The sequence below is a fragment of the Aeromicrobium choanae genome, assembly GCF_900167475.1.
Taxonomy (GTDB): domain Bacteria; phylum Actinomycetota; class Actinomycetes; order Propionibacteriales; family Nocardioidaceae; genus Aeromicrobium; species Aeromicrobium choanae.
The window spans coordinates 1091993-1114791 of sequence record NZ_LT796768.1 but is presented as its reverse complement, the minus strand read 5'-3'; the positions used below and the strand labels follow the sequence as shown (position 1 = coordinate 1114791).

The following is a 22799-nucleotide window of genomic DNA, read 5'->3' as shown; positions in this document are numbered from 1 at the left end:
GACCCATGCGCATCGGCGTCCTCGACATCGGCTCCAACACGGGGCACCTGCTCATCGTCGACGCGTTTCGCGGCGGACCCCCGGTGCCGGCCCACTCCTTCAGCGAGCCGCTGCGGCTCGCGGAGAACCTCGACGCCGAGGGCCACCTCACCGGCGAGGGCATCGACCGGCTCGCCAAGTACGTGGTCGAGGCGGGCTCCCAGGCCGAGGACAAGGGCGCCGAGCGCGTGCTGGCGTTCGCCACCTCCGCGGTGCGCGAGGCGGGCAACGCCGACGAGGTGATCGCCCGCGTCGCCGAGGCCAGCGGCACGCAGCTGCAGATCCTTCCCGGCGACGACGAGGCGCGGCTGACGTTCCTCGCGGTGCGTCGCTGGTTCGGCTGGTCGTCCGGCCGGTTGGGCGTGTTCGACATCGGCGGCGGCTCGCTCGAGCTGGCGGTCGGGTCGGACGAGACGCCCGACACCGCGACGTCGCTGCCGCTCGGCGCCGGCCGGCTGACCCGGGAGTGGCTCGACCAGGGCCTCGACCACGACGCCATGCGTCGCGAGGTGCGGCGCGAGATCGGTGCCGTCGCGGGCCCACTGCTGCGTGGCGGGCCGTTCGATCGCGCCGTCGCGACCAGCAAGACCTTCCGCTCGCTGGCGAGGATGTGCGGGGCGGCGCCGTCGGGCGAGGGACCCTACGTGCGCCGCACGCTCCGGCACCGTGACCTCGTCGACCTGGCCCAGGAGCTGCGGGTCGCGTCCGACGAGCAGATCGCCGCGATGCCGGGCGTCTCCGCCCTGCGTGCGCACCAGATGCGAGCGGGCGCGGTGGTGGCGGAGGCGACCATGGAGCTCTTCGGCCTCGAGGAGCTGCTCATCTGTCCGTGGGCGCTGCGCGAGGGTGTGCTGATCGAGTACTTGGACCACTTGTGACCAGGACCGCTCTAGGCTGGGAGGCGTGAGCATGCGCTCGAGCCAGCCGATGGTCTCGCTGTCCACGTCGTCGGTCTACCCCGAGGGCACGGCAGCCGGCTTCGCGACCGCGGCGCGGCTGGGCTACGACGGGGTCGAGGTGATGGTGGGCCTCGACGACGTCAGCGCCGACACCACCGCCATCAAGGCCCTGGCGTCGTCGCACGCCATCCCCGTGGTCTCGATCCACGCGCCCTGCCTGCTGGTGACCCAGCGCGTGTGGGGCACCGACCCGTGGGGCAAGCTGCACCGCAGCGCCGAGATGGCGCTCGACGTCGGCGCCGACACCGTGGTGGTGCACCCGCCGTTCCGCTGGCAGCGCGAGTACGCGCGCGGGTTCGTCGACGGGATCGCCCGGCTCGAGGACGAGTACGACGTGGCCTTCGCCGTGGAGAACATGTATCCGTGGCGCTCGGGCAAGCGCGAGTTCCAGGCCTACGCGCCGGGGTGGGACCCGGTGCCCTTCGAGTACGAGAACGTCACGGTCGACTTCTCGCACAGCGCCACCTCGCGGATCGACTCGATGCGGCTCATCGACGACCTGGGCGAGCGCCTGACGCACATCCACCTCGCCGACGGGTCGGGGTCGATGAAGGACGAGCACCTCATCCCCGGCCGGGGCACGCAGGGGTGCGACAAGCTGCTGGGCCACCTCGCGGACCGGGGCTTCACCGGTCACGTCGTGGTGGAGGTCAACACCCGCAAGGCCGCCGACCGCGACGCCGACCTGCTGGAGGCGCTGGCCTACGCGCGGCTGCACCTGGCGCCGACGCCCGTCTGAGCCGGATCAGGACCGCTGGGCGACGCAGAACTCGTTGCCGGCCGGATCGGTGAGCGTGACCCACCGGAAGTTCTCGTCGCCGCGCTCGGCGACCAGCCCGGCGCCCGCCTCGCGCAGCCGGGCGACCTCGGCGTCGAGGTCGTCGGTGAGCACGTCGAGGTGCAGGCGGTTCTTGCCCGGCGTGGGGTCCTCCACCTTCTGGAAGGCCAGCGTGGGGCTGTCGGGAACGGAGACGATGACGTACCAGCCGTCGTTCTCCTCGGTGATGGTGCCGCCGGTCTGCTCGGCCCACCAGGTGGCCAACGCCGTGGCGTCGGTCGTGTCGCACGTGATCATCGCTGGAGTGACAGTCATGGATTCACGCTACGACCGTGCCCCGACAGTCTGGTGGCGATGAGCGAGCCGACGATCAGCTGGAGCTGGTGATAGACCATGAGCGGCAGGATCATCAGCGGGAACGTGGTCGCGGAGAACAGCACGCTGGCCATCGGCAGGCCCGCCGCGAGCGACTTGTTCGTCCCGCAGAAGTAGATCGCGATCCGGGCGCCCCGCCCGAAGCGTCGCCCGGCCACCCAGCACAGCACCGACGAGACGGCCAACAGGCCGACGCACACCGCGCCCACGACGGCGCCGTCGCCCCAGTCGAGCACGCTCCACACGTCGGCGTTCGTTCCCCGGCTGAAGCCGGCGTAGACCACGAGCAGCACGGTCGAGCGGTCGAAGCGGCGCAACCCCATCTCGTGGCGCATCAGCCACGGCCGCAGCCACCGGCGCGCGACCTGCCCCGCGAGGAAGGGCACGAGCAGCAGGCCGACGATCCGCAGGACGGACTCCGCGTCCACCGTGACGTCGCCCCCGAGCACGAGCGCGACCAGCAGGGGCGTGAGGAAGACGCCGAGCAGGCTCGACGTCGATGCCGCGACCACGGCGATCGCGCGGTCGCCGCCGGCGATCGACGTGAACGCGACGGACGACTGCACCGTGGAGGGGACGAGGCACACGAACACGAGCGCGGCGAGCAGCTGCTGCGAGATCACCGAGGGCGCCAGCGGGGACAGGGCCAGTCCCATCAGGGGGAAGACCACGAACGTCACCGCCACGATCACGGCGTGCACCCGCCACGCGGTCAGGCCGTGCACCACCTCGGCGGTCGACAGGCGCGCCCCGTAGAGGAAGAACAGCGCGACGATGCCCACCTGCACCAGCACCGACACCACGTCGAGCACGACGCCCTGCGCGGGCAGGACGATCCCGAGGCCGGCCAGGCCCAGGATCATCAGCACGAAGGGATCGATGCGCACCGGGCCACGATAGGCCCGGTCGGCACGCCGTCGCCCGCCGGTTGCCGCCCGGTCACGTGCGGTTCGTCCCACACTGGCACCGTGACTTCCATGAGTGAGACCACCATCGGCGCCGTCTGCGTGTTCTGCGGAGCGCGCGACGGAGCCCGTCCCGAGTACCTCGCCGCGGCCGAGCAGCTCGGTGCCGCGCTGGCCGGCGCCGGCGTCGACCTGGTGTTCGGCGGCGGCGGGATCGGCATCATGGGCGCGGCATCGCGTGCCGCGCGCGAGGGCGGCGGCCGCGTCGTCGGCGTCATCCCCCAGTCGCTGCTCGAGCGCGAGGGCGGCCATCGCGGCGATCCCGACATGCACGTCGTGGAGACGATGCACGAGCGGAAGGCGCTGATGCACCAGCTGTCGGACGCGTTCGTCGTCCTGCCGGGTGGGCTCGGCACGTACGAGGAGTTCTTCGAGATCCTGACGTGGCGCCAGCTGGGCTTCCACGACAAGCCGATCGTCGTGGTCGACACCGAGGGCTACTACGGGCCACTGCGCGAGATCGTCTCGCACGGCGCGGCCGAGGGCTTCATCGGTCCGCGTGACGAGGAGCTGTTCACGATCGTCCGGTCCGTCGAGGAGGCGCTCGCGGTCCTGGGGATCGACGCGTGAGAGACGCGGGTCACGCCTGAGAGCAGGGTCGGGACCGGCGCCGGCCCGGGGGGAACTACCCTCGATCCCATGAGGATCGCGGTCGTCGGTGGCGGGGTCATGGGTGGCACGCTGGCCGAGGCGATGGCCCGCGCGGGCCACGACGACATCGTCGTGATCGAGCGCAGTGCCGAGCGCCGGGCCGAGCTGGAGGGCCAGGGGCATGCCAGCGCCGAGGACGTCGCCGCGGTCGCCGGTGCCGACGTGATCCTGCTCGTCGTGAAGCCCCAGGACGTCGCAACGGTGCTGCCGCAGCTCGCCGCCTCGGTCGACGCCGGTGCCACCGTGGTCTCGCTGGCGGCCGGCGTGCGCAACGCCACGATCGAGGCCGCGCTGCCCGAAACCGTCGGCGTCGTCCGCGCGATGCCGAACACGCCGGCCGTCATCGGGCGCGGGATGTTCGGCGTCTCGCCAGGGAGCCGGGTGCCCGCGGATCGGCTCGAGGCCGTGGTCGACCTGCTCGGCGCCGGCGGCGAGGTCGTCGTGGTCGACGAGTCCCACCAGGACGCGGTCACCGCGGTCTCCGGATCGGGACCGGCCTACCTGTTCCACCTCGCCGAGCACATGATCGCCGCCGGGGTCGAGGGCGGACTCGACCCCCAGGACGCCCGCACGCTGACCGTGCAGACGCTCGTCGGCGCGGCCGAGCTGCTGGCCGGCTCGGACGAGTCGCCCGAGGAGTTGCGCCGCCGGGTGACCTCGCCGAACGGCACCACGCACGCCGCGATCACCACCTTCGACCAGCACGGGGTGGGCGAGGGGATCCGGGCCGGCGTTCTCGCCGCGATCGCCCGTTCGGCGGAACTAGGGTGACGGGCATGGACGATCGCGCCGCGGTGGTGTTCGACGAGCACCTCACCGACTACGACTTCGGGCCCTCGCACCCGATGGCGCCGATCCGGGTCAAGCTGACCATGGCGCTCGCCGAGGAGCTGGGGGTCCTGGAGGACCTCGACGTCGTGGGCGCCCGGCCCGCCACCGAGCGCGAGCTGCTCAGCGTCCACACGCCCGACTACGTCGAGCGCGTGGTCAACCTGAGCAAGCACCCGACGCACACCGACGCCGCCCACGGGCTCGGCACCGAGGACAACCCGGTCTTCCGCGGGATGCACGACGCCAGCGCCCTCATCGCCGGAGCGAGCCTGGAGGCCGCGCGCCTGGTCTGGACGGGCGAGCGCAAGCGGGCGATCAACGTGAGCGGCGGCCTGCACCACGCGATGCCCGGCCGCGCGAGCGGCTTCTGCGTCTACAACGACGTCGCGATGGGCATCCAGTGGATGCTGGACCACGGCGCGCAGAAGATCGTCTACATCGACGTCGACGCCCACCACGGCGACGGGGTGCAGGCGATCTTCTACCACGACCCGCGGGTGCTCACGATCTCGTTGCACGAGTCGCCGCAGACCCTGTTCCCCGGCACGGGCTACTCCACCGAGGTTGGGGCCGAGGGCGCCGAGGGCTCGGCGGTCAACGTCCCGCTGCCGCCCGGTACCTCCGACGCCGGCTGGCTCCGCGCCTTCCATGCCGTGGTCCCGCCGATCGTCCGCGAGTTCGCGCCCGAGGTGATCGTCAGCCAGCACGGCTGCGACTCTCACATGGACGACCCGCTGACCAACCTGATGCTGAGCGTCGACGGCCAGCGCGCGTCCTACCTCGCGGTCCGCGACCTGGCCGAGGAGGTCACCGCGGGCAGGTGGCTCGCCACGGGCGGGGGCGGCTACGCCGTGGTCGACGTCGTGCCGCGCGCGTGGGGCCACCTGCTGTCGATCGTCAGCGGGCACCCGCTTCCCCCCGAGACCGAGACGCCCGAGGCGTGGCGGCGGGCCGTGGAGGAGCTGCGCGGTCAGCCCGCGCCCACGCGGATGACCGACGGCCGGCGAGCGCTCTACCGGCGCTGGGAGGACGGGTACGACCCCGCCTCGTGGCTCGACCGATCGATCCAGGCGACCCGCACCGAGACTTTTCCGCTGATCGGCCTCGACCCCTCGTACTGACCGAAACCCCCGGCGTAACTGCCGGTTTAGGGGTACGGTCGCGGTACACATGGAGCGGGTCGAGCGCGGACGGTACGCCAGACGGCCATGAGTTTCAAATTTTTCGTTCCCAGGTGACCCTTCTGCCACTACGCTTCACACCAAGCACGCGCGCTCACTCTCCGGTGGGGAAGCCGGAGAGCGCGCGTGCCCCTGGGAGGATGGTGTGAGATGTCTGAGGGAACCCGCTTCATGACCGTTGCCGAGGTCGCGGACCAGATCCGTGTCTCGAAGATGACGGTGTACCGGCTCGTGCATTCCGGCGAGCTCGAAGCCGTGCGTGTCGGCCGTTCCTTCCGTGTGCCTGAGCACGCGGTCGAGGAGCTGCTGCAGAAGTCGTTCTACCAAGCCGGCTGATCCGGCCCGAGGTCCGCGGGGGGCGGACCGACGGTCGCTGACGTTCCACTGCCCACCGCTGTGTGCATGCGGGGTGCGATCGCCTAGGGTTGGTCTGTCCTGTGTGAAAGATCAGATCGAGGTGAGTCGTGGGTTCTGTCATCAAGAAGCGCCGCAAGCGGATGTCGAAGAAGAAGCACCGCAAGATGCTGAAGCGCACACGCGTGCAGCGCCGCCGTCTGGGCAAGTGACCAATGACCGGGGTCGTCCTCGTCACGGGCGCGGCCACGCCGGGCGTGGCTCTCGCCGCGAGGCGCATCGCTGAAGCTGGTGATGCCAGGGTCGTCGCAGTCGACACGACCTTGCCCACCGACGATCTCGGGTCAGTCAAATTCGTGCGTGCGGACATCCGCACGCCGGTCATCTCCAAGGTTCTTGCCGTCGAGGACGTCGACACCGTGGTCCACATGGACCTGGCGCCGATGCGATCGCGCGGGGGCGGCAGTGCCACCAAGGAGATCAACGTCATCGGCACGATGCAGGTGCTCGCCGCGTGCCAGCGTTCCGACACCGTCCAGCGCGTCGTGCTCGCCAGCAGTGCTGCCGTGTACGGCGCGTCTCCGCGCGATCCCGCGGTGTTCACCGAGTCCGCCACGGCACGCGGCGGCACGAAGTCCGGCTTCGCCAAGGACATCGTCGAGGTCGAGGGCTACACGCGCGGCTTCGCGCGCCGTCGCCCCGACGTCACGGTCACCACGCTGCGCATGGCGCAGTGGCTCTCGCCGCACTTCCCCACCGTGCTGGGAATGTACTTCTCCAACCCCGTGCTGCCGGTCCCCATGGGCTTCGACGCCCGGTTGCAGCTGCTGCACCCCCAGGACGCACTCGAGGTCGTTGCCATGGCCGCGCTGTCCGACCGGCCGGGCACCTTCAACGTGGCGGGCGACGGCATCCTCATGCTCACCCAGGCGGCCCGGATCATGGGCAAGCCCACGATTCCGCTGCCGCCGCTGGGCTTCGGCTCGGTGCTGCGCCGGATGGTGCACTACATGGGCTCGGACGTGTCGCCGGGCGTCCACCGCCTGCTGACGTACGGCCGGGTGCTGGACACCACCGCCCTGCACGAGATCTTCGGCTACAGTCCCCGGCACACGACGCGCGAGACCTTCGAGTGGTACGCCGAGACGGCGCGCCCGGGCCTGCTGCACTCATGGGGGATCACGGGATGAAGGACGACCTCAAGGGCATCGGCACCTCGGGACGCGCGGGTCGCGGCAACGGCTCCACGTCGCCCTCGCGAGCCGCACGCACGCTCGCCGGGCCCGCCGCCAAGAAGGCCGCGGCGAAGAAGGCGACACCGGCCAGGAAGTCCGCTGCCAAGAAGGCGGGCTCGGGCACCAAGCCCACCTCGGCCGCCCAGGCCGAGGCGGCCACCTCCGCCGCCGCCAAGAGCGCCGCCACCAGCCCCGCCAAGAAGGCGGCGAAGAAGACGACGAAGAAGGCGCCGGCCGCGAAGAAGCCGGCGGATCCGCCGCGGCAGCCCACGGTCGAGCCCGAGGAGACCGCACCGGGTCCCCAGCGCGAGCGCCACCTGCACGCCGTGCCCGAGGACGAGGCTCCCCGTCAGGAGCCGCCCCGCGAGGCCACGGCCGACATCGACCCCGAGGACGTGGCCGCGGCCTTCGCCGAGGGAGCTCGCCGGCTGATGGGCACCGACTGGCAGGTGAAGATCGTCGACATCGTCGGCAACCTGCGCCGCCGGCTCTCGGGCGGCTACGAGGTGGACGAGTTCGGCCTCGACCCCGAGGTGCTCGACCTGCTGACCCACCTCGTCGAGCCGCTGGCCGAGAGCTGGTTCCGCCTCGAGGTGCGCGGTGTCGAGAACATCCCCACCGACGGTGGCGCCCTGCTGGTGGCGAACCACTCAGGCACCGTGCCGGTCGACGGACTGATCACCGGCTACGCCGTGCGCAAGCACACGGGCCGGCCGATCCGTCCGCTCGGCGCCGATCTCGTGTTCCGGCTGCCCTACGTCGGCCAGATCGCGCGCAAGATGGGCGCCACCCTCGCGTGCGCCGAGGACGCCGAGCGGCTGCTGACCTCCGGTGAGCTCGCCGCGGTGTGGCCCGAGGGCTTCAAGGGCGTGGGCAAGCCGTTCAGCGAGCGCTACAAGCTGCAGCGCTTCGGTCGCGGCGGGTTCGTCTCGTCCGCGATGCGCGCGCAGGTGCCGATCATCCCGGTGTCGATCGTCGGTGCCGAGGAGATCTACCCGCTGATCGGCAACATCCCCTCGCTCGCCCGGCTGCTGGGGCTGCCGTACATCCCCATCACGCCGTTCTTCCCGCTGCTCGGCCCGCTCGGGCTGATCCCGCTGCCGAGCAAGTGGATCATCGAGTTCGGTGAGCCGGTGCGCACCGACGCCTACCCACCCGAGTCGGCCGACGACCCGATGCTGCTGTTCAACGTCACCGACCAGGTCCGCGAGACGATCCAGCAGACGCTGTACTCCTTGCTGGTCGAGCGCGGCAATCCCTTCGTCTGACCTGTCCCGTCAGGAGCCCTGATGTCGTACGGACGCCCCGACCTCCGGCTAGACGCACCGACGCTCGAGCCGCCGGACCACCTCGTCCAGCAACTGGCCGAGGCGGCCCGCACGAGCAGCGTCACCGCCGCGGCCTCGCGACGCCGGCACCGCGTCGTCGTGGCTGTCGCGGCGTTCCTGGGCATCAGCGCCGTCTCCGTGGGTGGGGCCTGGGCGGTCGGCGCGATCGAGGTCCCCGGCCTGCCGTCGTCGCCTTTGCGCGAGTCCGTGGTGACGCCTGACCCGCCGGCTCCACGGGGTGAGCAGGGTGGTGCCCCCGCTGGCGACGCCGACGAGGGCGCGGGGTCCGACGGCGGCGCGGTCGAGCCCGCAGCGCCCCTCCGTCGCGAGACCGGCTCACCGGCCCGCGACGACGAGGCGGGTTCCGGTACCGGCTCCCCGGACGCCGACGCGCCCGCGAAGGGCAAGGACCAGGGCCAGGACCAGGCACCCGGCCAGCAGAAGGACCGGGGGCAGGGCGAGACGCGCAGCGAGGACAAGGGCGAGAACGGCCAGCACCTCGGGCAGGAGAAGCAGAAGGAGAAGCAGGACCGCGGCAACGGCGGCTCGTCGCAGGAGCAGGAGCAGGACCGGGAGCGCGGCCAGGGCGCCGAGCGTGCCGAGGGGAAGTCGGCACCCGAGGAGCCGCAGGGCCGGGGAGCGGGGGCCGACGATGACTGACGACGCCCTCGTCTCAGCGGCCAAGCGCGGCGAGCAGGAGGCGTGGCGCGCGCTCTACGTCGAGCACGCGGGCCGGCTGGTCGCGTGGCTGCGCACCCGGCCCACCGGCGACTCCGCGGCCGCGCCCGAGGACGTCGCGGCCGAGGCCTGGTTCGTCGCCGCCAGCAAGGTCGCGGAGTTCGAGGGCACGTCGTCCGACTTCGGCGGTTGGATCTTCGGCATCGCGCGCCGGATCAGCGCCACCTCGCGACGCACGTGGCAGCGTCGCAACACCCGTCCGACCGAGGGGGAGGAGCTGGCGCTCGAGCCGGTTCCCGACCACGGCCCTGACGTCGCCCACCAGGAGTGGCTCCGTGCCGTCCTGGCGGGCCTGCCGCCCCGCGAGCGCGCGGCCGTGGGCCTCGTGGACGGACTCGGCATGGATCCGCGCACGGCCGCGGAGGTGCTGGGCATCAGCGCGGTCGCGCTGCGCGTGGCACGGCACCGCGGCCTGCGCCGGCTCGCAGGAGGTTCGTCGGTGCGGGCCTCCCTCGAGGCGATCCCGGACGTGGCGCCCGGGATCTGAACCCGCACCGACGGATGAACCGGCCCGCCCCGGGGGATTGGGGCGGGCCGGCCTCCCACGCCCGCGCAGCAGATCCGCAGGCGAGTCCGGGGGGACGATCAGGTGGTGGGCTGGCTCGCCAGGCACTTGGCCAGGCGGGCCTTCGCCTTGGCGACGCGCTGCACCTGGGCCTTCTTGATCTTGACGACCTTGGTGCGACGCTCCTTGGCCACCTTCAGCTTCTTCACGGCCTGACGCTTCTCGGCGCGCGTGTCGGCCTGGACGACGGCCTTCTTGGCCTTCTTGACCTTCGCCTGCTTCTTGGCGAACACGGCGTTCACCTTCGCCAGCTGCGCCTCGGCGCGGGCGACCTGGGTGGTCTGGGTCGCGCAAGGCTCCTTGGTCGGAGCGTCGGCCTGCGCGGGAGCCGTGAGGGGGCCCAGCGAGAGGGCGAGGCCCGCGGCGAGCGCGCCGATGCGTGCGCTGTTCTTCATGTGATCTCCTCAGGTGTGGGGCAGTCCGTGGACTGCTGACACCTCTCACATGTCACGGGGGCGCCCCCGTGTTACATGCGCGCCGAGAAAAGTTCGCCCTCCGGCTCAGGAGTCCTTCGCGCCGAGGCGCTTGAGCAGCTGGTCGCCCTCGATGTCCAGGTCGGGGAGCAGGCGGTCGAGCCATGCCGGCAGGCGCCAGGCGCGGTCGCCGAACATCGCCATCAGCGCGGGCACGAGCGTCATGCGCACGAGGAACGCGTCGATCGCGATCGCGACCGCCAGGGCGAAGCCGATCTGCTTGATCATCGGGTCGCCGTTGAAGATGAAGCCGGCGAACACGGCCGTCATGATGACCGCGGCGGCGACGACCACACGGCTGGAGTGGGCGAATCCGTCGATCACCGACTCGCGGCCGCTGTGGCCGTGGACCCACGACTCGCGCATCGACGACACCAGGAACACCTGGTAGTCCATCGCCAGGCCGTAGGCGATGCCCGTGACCAGGATCGGGAGCATCGCCATCACCGGGCCGGTCGAGTCGAGCCCGAAGAGGCCGTTCAGCCAGCCCCACTGGAACACGGCGGTGGTGGCGCCGAGCGTGGCCAGGATCGTCAGCAGGAAGCCCGCCGTGGCCTTGAGCGGCACGATGATCGAGCGGAACACGATCGTCAGGACGATGAGCGACAGCAGCACGACGATGCCCAGGTAGATCGGCATGACCTCGCTCATCTTCTCGGCGATGTCGATGCCCATGGCGGTCTGGCCGGTCACGCCGAGGTCGATGGCGTATGTCGCCTCGAACTCGGTCGACGCGTCGCGCAGGGCGTGCACGAGCGTCTCGGTGGACGGATCGGTCGGGCCCTCACGAGGGATCAGCGAGACGAGCACCGTGCGGCCGTCCTCGCTCATGCCGGCGGCCGACGCCGAGGCGACGTCCTTCACCTGGCCGAGCTCGGCCAGGACGGCGCCCGCGGCCTCCTGGTCGACGGGCTGGTCGTCGCGTGACGACAGCACCACGAGCAGGGGACCGTTGAGTCCCTCGCCGAACGCCTCGCTGACCGTCTCGTAGCTCTCGCGCTGGTCGGTGCCGGAGTTGTAGTTCTCGCTCGAGGGCAGGCCCAGGCGCATGTCGAGCGCGGGGATCGCGATGACGAGGGTCGTCAGGATGACGGCGCCCGAGGCGATGAAGCGGTGCTTGGACAGGAAGGTCGCCCAGCGGCGTGCGGTGGCGTGGTCGACGCCGGCGGCCTCGCGCTCCTCGAACTTCTCGCGCGCCTTGGCCGACACGATCCGCTCGTTGACCAGGCCCAGCAGGGCCGGCAGGGCGGTGAGCGCCACGAGGACGGCCACGGCCACGGTCGCGGTGGCGATGATCGCCATCGTCGTCAGGAGGCTGATGCCGATGACCGTGAGCGCCGCGAGGGCGATGACGACGGTGGTGCCGGCGAAGAACACGGCACTGCCGGCGGTGCCGACCGCGCGACCGGTGGCCTCGTGGGCGCTCAGGCGCTCACGCATGATGAGGCGGCGCTGCCGGTTGACGATGAAGAGGGCGTAGTCGATGCCGACGGCCAGGCCCAGCATGAGACCGAGCACGACGCTCATCGAGCCGAGGTCGTAGAAGTGGCCCAGCGCGTAGGCGCCACCGACGCCCACGCCGACGCCGAGCAGTGCGGTCGCGAGCGGCAGGCCGGCGGCCACGACGGAGCCCAGGACGAGGAAGAGCACGATCGCCGCGACGACGATGCCGACGGCCTCGCCGGCTCCGGCCACTTCGGGCAGCTCCTGCAGCGAGGCCCCGGGCAGGACCTCCACGTCGGTGCCCTCCAGGGGCGCCTCTGCGCGGTCGAGGACCTCCTCGATGGCACCCGCGGGGAGGTCGATCGTCTGCTTGGCGAACTGGAACTGCGCCATGGCGACGGTGCCGTCCGGCGAGATCGTCACACCGGGCACCAGCTCGCCGCCGACGACGAGCGGCACGGGCTGGTCGAGCTCGCGGCCGGCCTGCGCGGCCGCGATGGCCTGCTGGGCGGCCCGGACCTGCCCGGCCATCTGCTCCTGCGCGGCGGCCTGCGCCTGCTCCGAGCCGGCGAGGTCGAGCGGGTTCACGACGTTGTCGTCCTCGTAGATCCCCTGCATCGACTGGGCCAGGGGAGCGGCGGACGCCTCGTCGAAGAAGGTGGTGCCCTCCGGCGCGCGGTAGACGATCTGGCCGGCGCCACCCGCGGCGGCCGGCATCTCGCGCTCGAGCTGCTCCAGCACCTCCTGCGCGGGGACGCCGTTGATGGTCACCTCACTGCTGAGCTTCGGCGCGTTGACCGCGATCGACCCGACGATGACGACGAGCAGCACGAGCCAGGCGCCGAGGAAGCGGAACGGGTGGGCGAAGGCGGACTTGCCCCAGCGGTACAGGAGAGTCGACACAAGCGTTCCTCACGAAGTGATAGATGACTCTCACATCGTAGGATGGGTGGTGCAACGAGGCCAGAGGAGGGGTGGAGACCTGTGTCACGACGTGACTCGCTCGCCAACGCCGAGCGCATCCTCGCCGCGGTCCAGCGCCTCTGGGCCGAGGACGCCGCGCCCTCGATGGAGCAGATCGCGGCCGAGGCGGGTGTCGGCGTCGCCACGGTCTACCGGCACTTCCCGAACCGCGCCGCCCTCGAGAGCGCCGTGTTCGCGCGGATCTTCGCCGAGGAGCTGCTGCCGCTCGTGGACGGTGCCGAGGCGGAGGACGCCGACCTGCTCGACGTGGCCGCCCACTTCGTCGAGGTGATCGGCCGCTACGCGCCCGTGCTGAGCGAGGTGGGCGCCAGCCAGGTCACCGACGAGGCGCTCGAGGTGCTCGCCGAGCCGTTCGTCGACCTGCTGCGACGCGGCCAGCTGAGGGGGGTCCTGCGACGCGACCTGGAGCCGGTCGACCTCTACTGGCTGCTGCGGATGATCGTGCTGGGCCTCAACTCGCCGGTCGCCACCGCGACGGTCCGCCGCCGCTACCTCGCGATGCTGCTGCCCGCGCTGTCGCCCGAGGCCGAGGGCGAGCTGCCGCCGCTCTCGGACGAGGACTACGAGAGCCTCGGCGCCCCGCCCGAACGTCGCCAGCCCCCGCTCGACGCCGACTAGGAGCGCCGCAGGCGCCGAACGAGCAGCCGGCCGAGCAGCCAGACGGTCGTCGCCAGGGCCGCCGCCGCGCCGGCCTTCGCGCTGGCAGCGACCACCTTCCGCCCGGTGCGGTAGTCGCGCACCAGCCAGCCGTTGGCCTTGGCGTGGGAGTGCAGCGCCCCGTCGGGGTTGACCGCGCACGGGTGCCCCACGAGCGACAGCATGGGAATGTCGTTGGAGGAGTCGGAGTAGGCGTAGCAGCGCTCGAGGTCGAGGCCCTCGGACTCGGCCAGGGCGCGGACGGCGATCGCCTTGCCCTCGCCGTGGAGCATGTCGCCGACGAGCCGTCCGGTGTAGACGCCGTCGACGTGCTCGGCCACGGTGCCCAGGCCGCCGGTCAGGCCGAGGCGGCGGGCGATGACCTGCGCGATCTCCACCGGCGCCGCGGTCATCAGCCAGACCCGCTGGCCACGGTCGAGGTGCCACTGGGCCATCGCGCGGGTGCCGGGCCAGATCTTGGCCGCCATGTACTCGTCGAAGACCTCCTCGCCGATCTCCTCCAATTCGCTGACCTCGTGGCCGGCGATGAACTGCAGGGCGGCGTTGCGGGCCTGCTCGATGTGCTGGGGGTCCTCGACGCCGACGTACTTGAAGTAGGCCTGCTGCCAGGCCGCGCGGGCGATGTCGCGGGTCGTGAAGAACTCGCGTCGGTGCAGGCCGCGCGCGAGCAGGAAGATCGAGGCCCCCTGCATGATCGTGTTGTCCACGTCGAAGAACGCGGCGGCGGTGGGGTCGGCGGGCTGCGCGAGTGCCTGCTCCACCTCGGCCGCGGCGGCCGCCGCCTGACCGGCCAGGATCGAGCGCGACTGCAGGTTGAGCGGGGCGTCGTGCGGTCGGCGCGGAGACATGGCGTCACTGTAACGGCGTTGCCGTGCCGCGAGGTGTGGTTGACTCGTCGCCATGACCGTCAACGTGAGTGACGATCTGCGCGAGACCGCGCGTCGTGACCCTGGGGGCATCGCCCTGATCGAGCCCCGGAGCGACCGCCGCGTGACGTGGGCAGAGTTCGACGAGTGGGCCGATCGCGTCGCCCGGACCCTGCTGGGCCGCAACGTCCTCGCCGGACAGCGAGTCGCCCTCGTCATGGCCAACGGCATCGACCTCGCCGTGGCCTACTACGGCGTGTTGCGCGGCGGCCTCGTCGCCGTGCCGATCAACCCGCGCGCCACCCCGCGCGAGATCTCGCGGATGGTCGAGGCCTGCTCTCCCAAGATCGTCGTCGGCGACGCCCAGTCGATCACGCAGGTGCGTCAGGCCGAGACGGGCGACTCGCTCATCGTCGTCCACCGCGCCGCCCCCGAGGCGGGTGAGCTGCGCTTCGGTGCGCTGCTCGAGCACGCAGCCGACCTGGAGCCGATCGCCCCGCGCGACCCCGAGTCGCTCGCGGTCGTCCTCTTCACGTCGGGGGCCACGGGCCTGCCGCGCGGCGTCATGCTCACGCATCGCGCGCTCGCGGCCGACCTCGACCAGCTGCTGCAGGTCGACTCGCCGCGGGTCGTCACGCCCGACGACGTCGTGCTCGGCCTGCTGCCGATGTTCCACATCTACGGGCTGAACTGCGTGCTGTCGCTCTCGGTCCGGGTCGGCGCCACCGCGGTACTGGTGGAGGAGTTCCATCCCGGCGCGCTGCTGGGCGACATCGTCGACCACGGCGTCACGAACCTGCCCGTCGCGCCGCAGGTGATCCAGGCCCTCGTCGGGCTGGAGGGGCTGGCGGAGGCGTTCGCCGGGGTCCGCCTCGTCGTCTCCGGAGCCTCGGCTCTCGACCCCGAGCTGGCCGAGGCGTTCCATGCCCTCTCCGGCCAGCCGGTCGAACAGGGCTACGGCCTCACCGAGACCTCGCCCGTGCTCACGATGACCATCGGCGACGGCCGCGAGCCCGGGCAGCTGCCGCCCGGGGGCTCGGTCGGGCGTCCGCTCCCGGGGGTCGAGATCGCGCTGCGCGACTTCCTGGGCCAGCCGGCCGCGACCGGCGACCCGGCGCAGATCTACGCCCGCGGTGCCAACCTCTTCTCCGGCTACTGGCCCGACGGCTCCGACGGCCCCGACGCCGACGGCTGGTGGGCCACGGGCGACATCGGGCTTCTCGACGACGCGGGCAACCTCGTCCTCGTCGACCGCCTGCGCGAGACCATCAACGTCTCGGGCTTCAACGTCTACCCCTCGGAGATCGAGGAGGCGATCGTCGACGCCCCGGGTGTCGAGTCGGTCGCCGTGATCGGCGTGCCCGACGACCGCACCGGCGAGGCGGTCGTGGCCTTCGTCGTCCCCGACGACCCCGAGGACGACTCGGCCCCGGTGGAGGCCGCGGTCCGTTCCATCGCGGCCGAGCGTCTGGCGCGCTTCAAGGTGCCCTCGCGCGTGATCGTGGTGGCCGCCCTCCCGCACTCGCCCACCGGCAAGGTCGCGAAGGGACGCCTGCGCGCCCTCGCGCGCTCGGAGCCGGCGTGAGCGAGCGCCAGCGAGCGAGCATGAGGATCGCGCACGCCGAGGACGCCCGGGTGGTGGTCTACTCCCGTGAGGGGTGCCACCTGTGCGAGGCCGCCGAGCAGATCGTCGCCCAGCTCGTCGCCGAGACCGGCGACGCCTGGACGCGCGTGGACATCGACACCGATCCCGACCTGCAGCAGCGGTTCACCGACCAGGTGCCCGTGACGTTCGTCGACGGTCGCCAGCACGACTTCTGGCGCGTCGATCCCGCGCGCCTGCGCGCCGCGCTCGCCCGCGGCTGAGCCGCCGGGAGGGCCGCTGCCCGGGGCGCATTCGCGTTCCTTGCCGCAGTCAGGGAAACTTCAAGGCGTGTCAGATCGCATCTACGTCCGCCGTTACGTCGACCCGATGAACCCTCCTTCGATGAAGAGGTTCCGTGTCGGCTGCGGCAAGAACTCCGGCAACCTCATCTTCGCCGCTTCCGCGCAGCGCTCGGTGATGGTGGACGGCGTCGACGTCGAGGCGAACAACCTGAACACCCTCATGGGCAGCGTGGACCGCCTCAACGAGGAGGAGCGCCACGTCGTGATCCCGCTGGCCAACGCCTTCCGCCGCGGCTACCTGCCGCAGCTCGGCGACCTCACGTCGGCGATCGAGCGGCTCACCGTCCCGGTCACGATCCTGGGCGTCGGCGGCCAGTTCCAGCTCGACGGCACGCCCGAGCGCTCCGACGAGGTCGACGCCGCCGCCCAGCGCTTCATGCGCGCGGTCCTGTCGCGTGGCCCGTCGATCGGCGTGCGCGGCGAGCGCACCGCCGCCTACCTCTCCGACCTGGGCTTCTCCGAGGTCGACGTCATCGGCTGCCCGTCGATGTTCCTGCGCGGCCCCGACCTGAGGATCCGCGACACCGCGCCGGCGTTCGACGCGCACACCAAGGTGAGCCTCAACCTCACGCCGCACGTCCCGATCCCCGGCGGCTGGGTCGAGGACGTCTTCTCCCGCCACCCCCGTGCCGAGTACGTCGCGCAGCAGGTCAACGACCTCGACGCGATGCTCGGCGGCCCGTCGGTGAAGGCGACGTCGCCGGGGTACCCCGGCTCGATCCGCCACCACGCGTTCCTGGAGAACAAGGCGGTCTTCCACTGCCACGCCCCCACGTGGATCGAGTCGATGGCCGACCGCGAGTTCACGGTGGGCCACCGCATCCACGGCAACATCGCCTCGCTGCTGTCGGGCACGCCGGCGCACGTCATCGTGCACGACAGCCGCACCCGCGAGCTGTGCGAGTACTTCGAGATCCCGCACACGCAGGTCACGCAGCACCGCCGCGAGGACACGCCCGAGCGCCTCTTCGAGAGGTCGGACTACACCCGCCTCGTGCAGGGTCACCCCGAGCGCCTGGCCCGCTTCGCCGGCTTCCTGGAGAAGCACGGCCTGCGCCACTCGCTGGACCTCCCGGCCGGCGAGGCGCCGTTCGACCTCGCGGTGGCGCAGGTCGAGGTGCGACCCGGCATCGTCGTCCGGCCCCGCTCCACCGAGCCCGAGCTGATGGACCTGCGCGTCTGGAACGCGGCGCGCTCGGCGCACCAGGGCATCGCCAAGGCCGAGGCGCGGGCGAAGAAGCTCGAGGCGCGTGTCGCCGAGCTCGAGTCGGGGAACCAGCGCCGCGGGCTGTTCCGCCGCAGCCGCTGACCTGATGCGTCCCGAGATCCAGGCCCTGCGGGCGGTCGCCGTCCTGGCGGTCGTCGGCTTCCACCTGTGGCCCGGCCGCCTGAGCGGCGGCTACATCGGCGTCGACGTCTTCTTCGTCATCTCCGGCTTCCTCATCACGAGCCACCTCATGCGCGAGGTCGAGCGCAAGGACCGCGTCGACCTCGCCCAGTTCTGGGCACGGCGCGCCCGGCGCCTGCTGCCGGCGGCGTACCTCGTGCTGTTCGTGACGACCATCGGCGTGCTGCTGTGGCTGCCGCCGGCCCAGTGGACGCAGAACTTCCGCGAGATCATCGGCTCGACCCTGTACGTCGAGAACTGGGTCCTGGCGATCGACTCGGTCGACTACCTCGCCGCCGACGGCGTCCCGTCGGCCGTCCAGCACTACTGGACCCTCTCGGTCGAGGAGCAGTTCTACCTCGTCTGGCCGCTGCTGATCATCGCCGCGCTCGCGCTCGCGCGCCGCTTCGGCGGGCTGTCCCGGAAGCGGGCCGTCGTGATCGTGCTGTCGGTCGTGACGCTCGCGAGCTTCCTCTACTCGCTGTGGCTCACCGCGCAGCACCCGCAGCTGGCCTACTTCGCCACACCGGCCCGTGCGTGGCAGTTCGGCGCGGGCGCGGTGTTCGCGGTCGCCCTCGTCGACCGCATCCGGCTGCCGCGCCGCACCGCGATCGCGGCCTCGTGGATCGGCTTCGGCGTGATCGCCGTGTGCTCCTTCGTCTACGACGAGGGCACGCCGTTCCCCGGCACCGCCGCCATCGCGCCGGTGCTGGCCACCCTGCTCGTGATCGCGGCCGGCACGCCCGCCGGGCGCCTCTCGCCCACGCCGCTGGTGGCGTGGCGGCCCGTGCAGACCACGGGCGACCTCTCGTACTCGATGTATCTGTGGCACTGGCCGCCGATCATCCTGCTGCCCGAGATCCTCGACGGCGAGATGGGCCTGTGGCCGCGCGTGGGCATCCTCGTCGCGACCTTCGTCCTGGCCTGGCTCACGATGCGGTTCGTCGAGAACCCGATCCGCTTCGGCACCAGGTTCGGCATGCGACGACCCGTCGTCACCGCGATCGGCTCGCTGACGGCCGCGGCCGTGGTGGTGGGAGTCGCCGCGTTCGGCCTGCAGGCAGGCCGCGCGCAGGAACAGCGCGCCGAGGAGCTCACCGCGCGCGTCAACGCCGACATGCCCGAGTGCTTCGGCGCCGCCTCGATGCCGCCGGCGGGGGAGTGCGAGAACCCCGAGCTCGCCACGATGCGCGTCCCCGCCGGACCCGACGTCGGACGCGACTGGGGCGGTCGCAGCGAGTGCTGGGGCAAGAACGAGCAGGTCGAGCTCAAGTCGTGCGAGTTCGGCGAGCGCTCGGCCGACCGGCCCCACGTCGTGCTCCTGGGCGACTCGCACGCGCGCGCCATGCTGCCGGGCTTCGTGCGCCTGGCCGAGATCGGCGAGCTCTCGCTGACCACCCACCTCAAGGGCGGCTGCGCGTGGTCGACCGACCTTCCGGGCCGCACCGCGGTTCCCGAGGTCCTCGACACGTGCCCCGCGTGGCGCGAGAACGTCGAGGAGTGGCTCGAGCAGAACCGCGACGACATCGACCTGATCGTCACCACCGGCTACGCGCGCAACCTCGCGGGCTCGCGCACGCAGCAGGCGAAGGCGCTCTCGGAGGCGTGGACCCGCGGGACGAAGCTCGGCATCCCGGTGGCCGCCCTCGTCGACAACCCCGACAACGGCACCCCGCCGGCGAAGTGCCTGGACCGCGTCGACTCGTGGGACGAGACCACCTGCTCGGTCCCGCGTGAGGACGCGTTCCCGTACGGCGACCCGTTCGGCGACGCGGCGCGGATGACCGACGGCGCGCACCGGATCGACATGACCGACTTCTACTGCCTCGAGGACGTCTGCCCCGCGATGATCGGCGGCGTGAACGTCTATCGCGACCGCCACCATTTCACCGCGACGTTCACCCGCTCGCTCGCTCCGTTCCTGTGGAACCGCATCACCGAGACCGTCGACGGCCTCCCCACCAGTGACCGCTGAACGGGCCGCGTCGTCGTCGCCGATTTTGTGAAAGGGTTCCCAAACTCTTAGACTGACGGCGCGCCACGGCCCAAAATTCCCGTCATTCCGCGGCGCAGGAGTACCGTGACCATTCTTCGCAGCCCCGCTGGGATCCCCGACGCCACCGTCGCCCGGCTCCCGCTGTACCTGCGTGCTCTCGATGAGCTCGCGGAGCGAGGGACCGACGTCTGCTCGTCCGAGCACCTGGCCACCGCGGCCGGCGTGAACTCCGCGATCGTCCGCAAGGACCTTTCGCACCTGGGCTCCTACGGCACCCGCGGCGTCGGCTACGACGTCCGCTTCCTGGCCGGTCACATCGCCACCGTCGTCGGCCAGACCCAGCCGTGGCCCGTCGTCATCGTCGGTGCCGGCCACCTCGGCACGGCCCTGGCCGCCTACCAGGGCTTCGGCGCCCGGGGCGTCAAGGTGGCCGCGGTCGTCGACGCCGACCCCGAGCTGATCGGCACCGTCGTCGGCGGTCACGAGGTCCTCTCGATCGACGACCTGGCCGCCATCGTCGTGCGCGACGAGGTCTCGCTGGGCATCATCGCCACCCCGCCCGCCGCCGCGCAGAGCGTCGCCGACGCCCTCGTCGCCGCGGGCATCAGCAGCATCCTGAACTTCGCGCCCACCGCGCTGCAGGTCCCCGCCGAGGTCGATATGCGCCAGGTCGACGTCGCCGCCGAGCTGCAGATCCTGGGCTACCACGCCCACCGCCGGCAGGCGGCTCCGAGCGAGGAGGCGGTTCTCTCATGAGCGTGCTCGTCGTCGGACTGTCCCACCGGTCCGCGCCCGTCGACCTGCTCGAGCAGGCCTCCCTCGACACCGATGCGGCCGTGAAGCTGTCGCACCTGGCGCTCGAGGTCCCGGCCGTCACCGAGTCGGCCGTCATCTCCACGTGCAACCGCGTCGAGGTCTACGTCGAGGCCGATCGATTCCACGGCTCGGTCGAGGAGGTCACGCAGCTGCTGGCCGACATGTCGGGCCTGCGGCGCGAGGCCCTGCTGCCGTACGTCTACGTGCACTACGACCAGGCCGCCGTGGCGCACCTGTTCCGCGTGGCCGCCGGCCTGGACTCGATGATCCTGGGCGAGAGCCAGATCCTCGGCCAGGTGCGCTCCACGCTGCACCAGTCCCAGGCCGAGGCCACCGCCGGGACAAGCCTCAACACGCTCTTCCAGCAGGCCCTGCGCATCGGCAAGCGCGGCCACGCCGAGACCGGCATCGACCGCCTGGCGCCGTCGCTGGTCACCGCCGCGCTGGGTGCCGCGGGCGACGCGGTCACCGGACCGCAGGCCCGCTTCCTGGTCGCCGGCGCCGGCACGATGAGCCTGCTCGCGGTGCGCACCCTGATCGAGCGCGGCGTCGATCCGTCGCGGATCTGGGTCGCCAATCGCACGTTCCAGCGCGCCTTCGAGCTGGTGGCCGGCCACGGCGTCAGCGCCGTCCGCTGGGAGTCCCTCGACGTCGAGCTCTCCGCCGCCGACGTGCTCATCACGTGCACCGGCGCCGCGGGCGTCGTCTTCGACACCGAGCGGATCGAGCGCGCCACCAGCGACGGCCGCCCCATGACCGTCATCGACCTGGCCCTGCCGCGCGACGTCTCGCACGAGGTGCGCGACCTGCCGAACGTCGACGTCATCGATATCGAGGTCCTGGCCGCGCACGCCACCGCCGACTCCGTCGCTGAGGACGTCGAGCAGGTCCGCGCGATCGTGCAGTCCGAGGTCGACTCGTTCCTGGCCGGCCGCCAGCAGGCCAAGGTCACGCCCACGGTCGTCGCGCTGCGCAGCATGGCCACCGAGGTCGTCAGCTCCGAGACCGCGCGCCTGCAGAGCCGGCTGTCCGGCCTCGATGACGCCCAGCTCGACGAGGTCCGCCGCGCGATGCGCCGCGTCGCCGAGAAGCTGATCCACCAGCCCACCGTGCGCGTCAAGGAGCTCGTCGAGGGCCCCGAGAACCTCACCTACGCCGACGCGCTGGCCCACCTGTTCCAGCTCGACCCGTCGGCGGTCAGCGCCGTCACCGACCCGGGAGGTGACCCCGCGTGATCCGTCTCGGAACCCGCGCCAGCAAGCTGGCCACCACCCAGTCCGGGTGGGTCGCCGACCGTCTCCGCGAGGCGCACGGCGTCGAGGTCGAGCTCGTCGAGATCTCCACCGAGGGCGACCGCTCCAGTGCTCCGCTGGCGCAGATCGGCGGCACCGGCGTCTTCGTCGCGGCCGTCCGTGAGGCCGTGCTCGACGGCACCGTCGACTTCGCCGTGCACTCGCTCAAGGACCTGCCCACGGCCGCCGCCGAGGGCCTCACGCTGGCCGCCGTGCCGCTGCGCGAGGACCCCCGCGACGTCCTGATCGCCCGCGACGGCCTCACCCTCGGCGAGCTGCCCCGCGGCGCCCGGGTCGGCACGGGCAGCCCTCGTCGGGTCAGCCAGCTGAACGCCCTCGGCCTCGGCATCGAGATCGCCGAGCTGCGCGGCAACGTCGACACCCGGATCGGCAAGGTCGCCGGAGGCCAGCTCGACGCGATCGTGCTCGCCCGCGCCGGCCTGCTGCGCCTGGGTCGTGCCGACGAGGCCACCGAGGTCCTCGACCCCCTCCAGATGCTGCCGGCTCCCGGACAGGGAGCCCTCGCGTGCGAGTGCCGCGCCGATGACGACGCGACCACCGCACTGCTCTCCGTGCTCGACGATCCCGACACCCGGGCCGCCGTCACGGCCGAGCGCACCCTCCTCGCCACCCTCGAGGCCGGGTGCAGCGCTCCCGTCGGAGCCCTCGCCGACGTCGTCTGGGGGGACGACGGGGACGAGCTCTGGCTGCGCGCCGTCGTCGGAGACCTCTCCGGCAACCCCGTCATCCGACGGTCCGCCTCCGGTGCTACCTCGGAAGCCGCCGCCCTCGGGCGTCGTCTCGCCGAGGAGCTGCTGGCCGAGGGCGCCGATCAACTCATGGGATCGGTGACCACCCCATGAGCAGCACTACGTCATGAGCAGCACTACGTCATGAGCAACAACATGCACGAGACTCCGCCACCGATCACAGCAAGGA

General features: G+C 71.8%; 24 protein-coding genes. 19 read left to right on the top strand and 5 right to left on the bottom strand.

The genetic code is table 11. The annotated features are described in order from the left end of the window. The first annotated feature begins 5 nt into the window (after positions 1-5). Positions 6-917, top strand: coding sequence for a Ppx/GppA phosphatase family protein (locus B5D60_RS05495; protein ID WP_078699214.1), 912 nt, complete (start codon positions 6-8; stop codon positions 915-917). A 31-nt stretch (positions 918-948) separates the two neighbouring features. After that, a complete protein-coding gene (locus B5D60_RS05490; RefSeq protein ID WP_078699213.1) occupies positions 949-1737 on the top strand; it encodes a sugar phosphate isomerase/epimerase family protein in 789 nt (262 codons plus the stop codon). A 6-nt stretch (positions 1738-1743) separates the two neighbouring features. On the opposite strand, the gene B5D60_RS05485 is transcribed toward B5D60_RS05490, so the two are convergent. Both B5D60_RS05485 and B5D60_RS05480 read right to left on the bottom strand, forming a co-directional pair. Next, positions 1744-2091 (bottom strand): VOC family protein, encoded by a 348-nt coding sequence (locus B5D60_RS05485; protein ID WP_078699212.1) that lies wholly within the window; start codon positions 2089-2091, stop codon positions 1744-1746. After that, positions 2088-3038, bottom strand: a complete 951-nt coding sequence (locus B5D60_RS05480) for a bile acid:sodium symporter family protein (RefSeq protein WP_231948978.1) — start codon at positions 3036-3038, stop codon at positions 2088-2090. The genes B5D60_RS05485 and B5D60_RS05480 overlap by 4 nt, the downstream gene beginning before the upstream one ends. Positions 3039-3128: 90 nt before the next feature. Between B5D60_RS05480 and B5D60_RS05475 the strand changes: the two genes are divergently transcribed. From B5D60_RS05475 to B5D60_RS05435, 9 genes are all read left to right on the top strand, one after another. After that, positions 3129-3686 (top strand): LOG family protein, encoded by a 558-nt coding sequence (locus B5D60_RS05475; protein WP_078699211.1) that lies wholly within the window; start codon positions 3129-3131, stop codon positions 3684-3686. A gap of 69 nt (positions 3687-3755) precedes the next feature. Next, positions 3756-4538, top strand: a complete 783-nt coding sequence (gene proC / locus B5D60_RS05470) for a pyrroline-5-carboxylate reductase (RefSeq protein ID WP_078699210.1) — start codon at positions 3756-3758, stop codon at positions 4536-4538. Positions 4539-4543: 5 nt separating this feature from the next. Further along, the gene (locus B5D60_RS05465; protein ID WP_078701296.1) at positions 4544-5719 is read left to right on the top strand and encodes an acetoin utilization protein AcuC; all 1176 of its coding nucleotides are present in this window, start codon (positions 4544-4546) and stop codon (positions 5717-5719) included. A 210-nt stretch (positions 5720-5929) separates the two neighbouring features. After that, a complete protein-coding gene (locus B5D60_RS05460; RefSeq protein ID WP_078699209.1) occupies positions 5930-6115 on the top strand; it encodes a helix-turn-helix domain-containing protein in 186 nt (61 codons plus the stop codon). 128 nt (positions 6116-6243) lie between these two features. Continuing rightward, entirely contained in the window at positions 6244-6345 is a 102-nt protein-coding gene (locus B5D60_RS05455; protein WP_019143756.1) for a 30S ribosomal protein bS22, read from the top strand. Between the two features lie 3 nt (positions 6346-6348). Beyond that, positions 6349-7323 (top strand): NAD-dependent epimerase/dehydratase family protein, encoded by a 975-nt coding sequence (locus tag B5D60_RS05450; RefSeq protein WP_078699208.1) that lies wholly within the window; start codon positions 6349-6351, stop codon positions 7321-7323. Then, the gene (locus B5D60_RS05445) at positions 7320-8636 is read left to right on the top strand and encodes a lysophospholipid acyltransferase family protein (protein ID WP_153302880.1); all 1317 of its coding nucleotides are present in this window, start codon (positions 7320-7322) and stop codon (positions 8634-8636) included. The genes B5D60_RS05450 and B5D60_RS05445 overlap by 4 nt, the downstream gene beginning before the upstream one ends. 21 nt (positions 8637-8657) lie before the next feature. Beyond that, a complete protein-coding gene (locus tag B5D60_RS05440; RefSeq protein ID WP_078699207.1) occupies positions 8658-9356 on the top strand; it encodes a hypothetical protein in 699 nt (232 codons plus the stop codon). After that, positions 9349-9921 (top strand): RNA polymerase sigma factor, encoded by a 573-nt coding sequence (locus B5D60_RS05435; protein ID WP_078699206.1) that lies wholly within the window; start codon positions 9349-9351, stop codon positions 9919-9921. Before B5D60_RS05440 ends, B5D60_RS05435 begins: the two co-directional genes overlap by 8 nt. Positions 9922-10019: 98 nt before the next feature. Here the strand turns inward: B5D60_RS05435 and B5D60_RS05430 are convergent, their stop codons facing one another. Together B5D60_RS05430 and B5D60_RS05425 are read right to left on the bottom strand one after the other, a co-directional pair. Further along, on the bottom strand, positions 10020-10394 hold the full coding sequence (locus B5D60_RS05430) for a hypothetical protein (protein ID WP_078699205.1): 375 nt from the start codon (positions 10392-10394) through the stop codon (positions 10020-10022). 105 nt (positions 10395-10499) lie between these two features. Beyond that, positions 10500-12818, bottom strand: a complete 2319-nt coding sequence (locus B5D60_RS05425; RefSeq protein ID WP_078699204.1) for an MMPL family transporter — start codon at positions 12816-12818, stop codon at positions 10500-10502. An 81-nt stretch (positions 12819-12899) separates the two neighbouring features. Here B5D60_RS05425 and B5D60_RS05420 point away from each other — a divergent pair, with 81 nt between their 5' ends. Beyond that, positions 12900-13517, top strand: a complete 618-nt coding sequence (locus tag B5D60_RS05420; RefSeq protein ID WP_172806259.1) for a TetR/AcrR family transcriptional regulator — start codon at positions 12900-12902, stop codon at positions 13515-13517. Here B5D60_RS05420 and B5D60_RS05415 read toward each other — a convergent pair. Beyond that, the gene (locus B5D60_RS05415; protein WP_153302879.1) at positions 13514-14404 is read right to left on the bottom strand and encodes an HAD family hydrolase; all 891 of its coding nucleotides are present in this window, start codon (positions 14402-14404) and stop codon (positions 13514-13516) included. The genes B5D60_RS05420 and B5D60_RS05415 overlap by 4 nt on opposite strands. Before the next feature lie 52 nt (positions 14405-14456). Between B5D60_RS05415 and B5D60_RS05410 the strand changes: the two genes are divergently transcribed. The 7 genes from B5D60_RS05410 (at position 14457) to hemC (ending at position 22723) form a co-directional block, all read left to right on the top strand. Continuing rightward, entirely contained in the window at positions 14457-16007 is a 1551-nt protein-coding gene (locus tag B5D60_RS05410) for a class I adenylate-forming enzyme family protein (RefSeq protein ID WP_078699201.1), read from the top strand. Positions 16008-16027: 20 nt separating this feature from the next. Further along, positions 16028-16288, top strand: a complete 261-nt coding sequence (locus B5D60_RS05405) for a glutaredoxin family protein (RefSeq protein ID WP_078699200.1) — start codon at positions 16028-16030, stop codon at positions 16286-16288. Positions 16289-16409: 121 nt separating this feature from the next. After that, positions 16410-17678: a polysaccharide pyruvyl transferase family protein gene (locus B5D60_RS05400; protein ID WP_172806258.1), complete on the top strand. Its 1269-nt coding sequence runs from the start codon at positions 16410-16412 to the stop codon at positions 17676-17678. A gap of 4 nt (positions 17679-17682) precedes the next feature. Next, positions 17683-19731, top strand: a complete 2049-nt coding sequence (locus B5D60_RS05395) for an acyltransferase family protein (protein ID WP_078699198.1) — start codon at positions 17683-17685, stop codon at positions 19729-19731. Between the two features lie 105 nt (positions 19732-19836). Beyond that, entirely contained in the window at positions 19837-20508 is a 672-nt protein-coding gene (locus B5D60_RS05390) for a redox-sensing transcriptional repressor Rex (protein ID WP_078699197.1), read from the top strand. After that, positions 20505-21803, top strand: coding sequence for a glutamyl-tRNA reductase (locus B5D60_RS05385; RefSeq protein ID WP_078699196.1), 1299 nt, complete (start codon positions 20505-20507; stop codon positions 21801-21803). Before B5D60_RS05390 ends, B5D60_RS05385 begins: the two co-directional genes overlap by 4 nt. Continuing rightward, positions 21800-22723, top strand: a complete 924-nt coding sequence (gene hemC / locus B5D60_RS05380) for a hydroxymethylbilane synthase (protein WP_078699195.1) — start codon at positions 21800-21802, stop codon at positions 22721-22723. The genes B5D60_RS05385 and hemC overlap by 4 nt, the downstream gene beginning before the upstream one ends. The last annotated feature ends 76 nt before the right edge of the window (positions 22724-22799 follow it).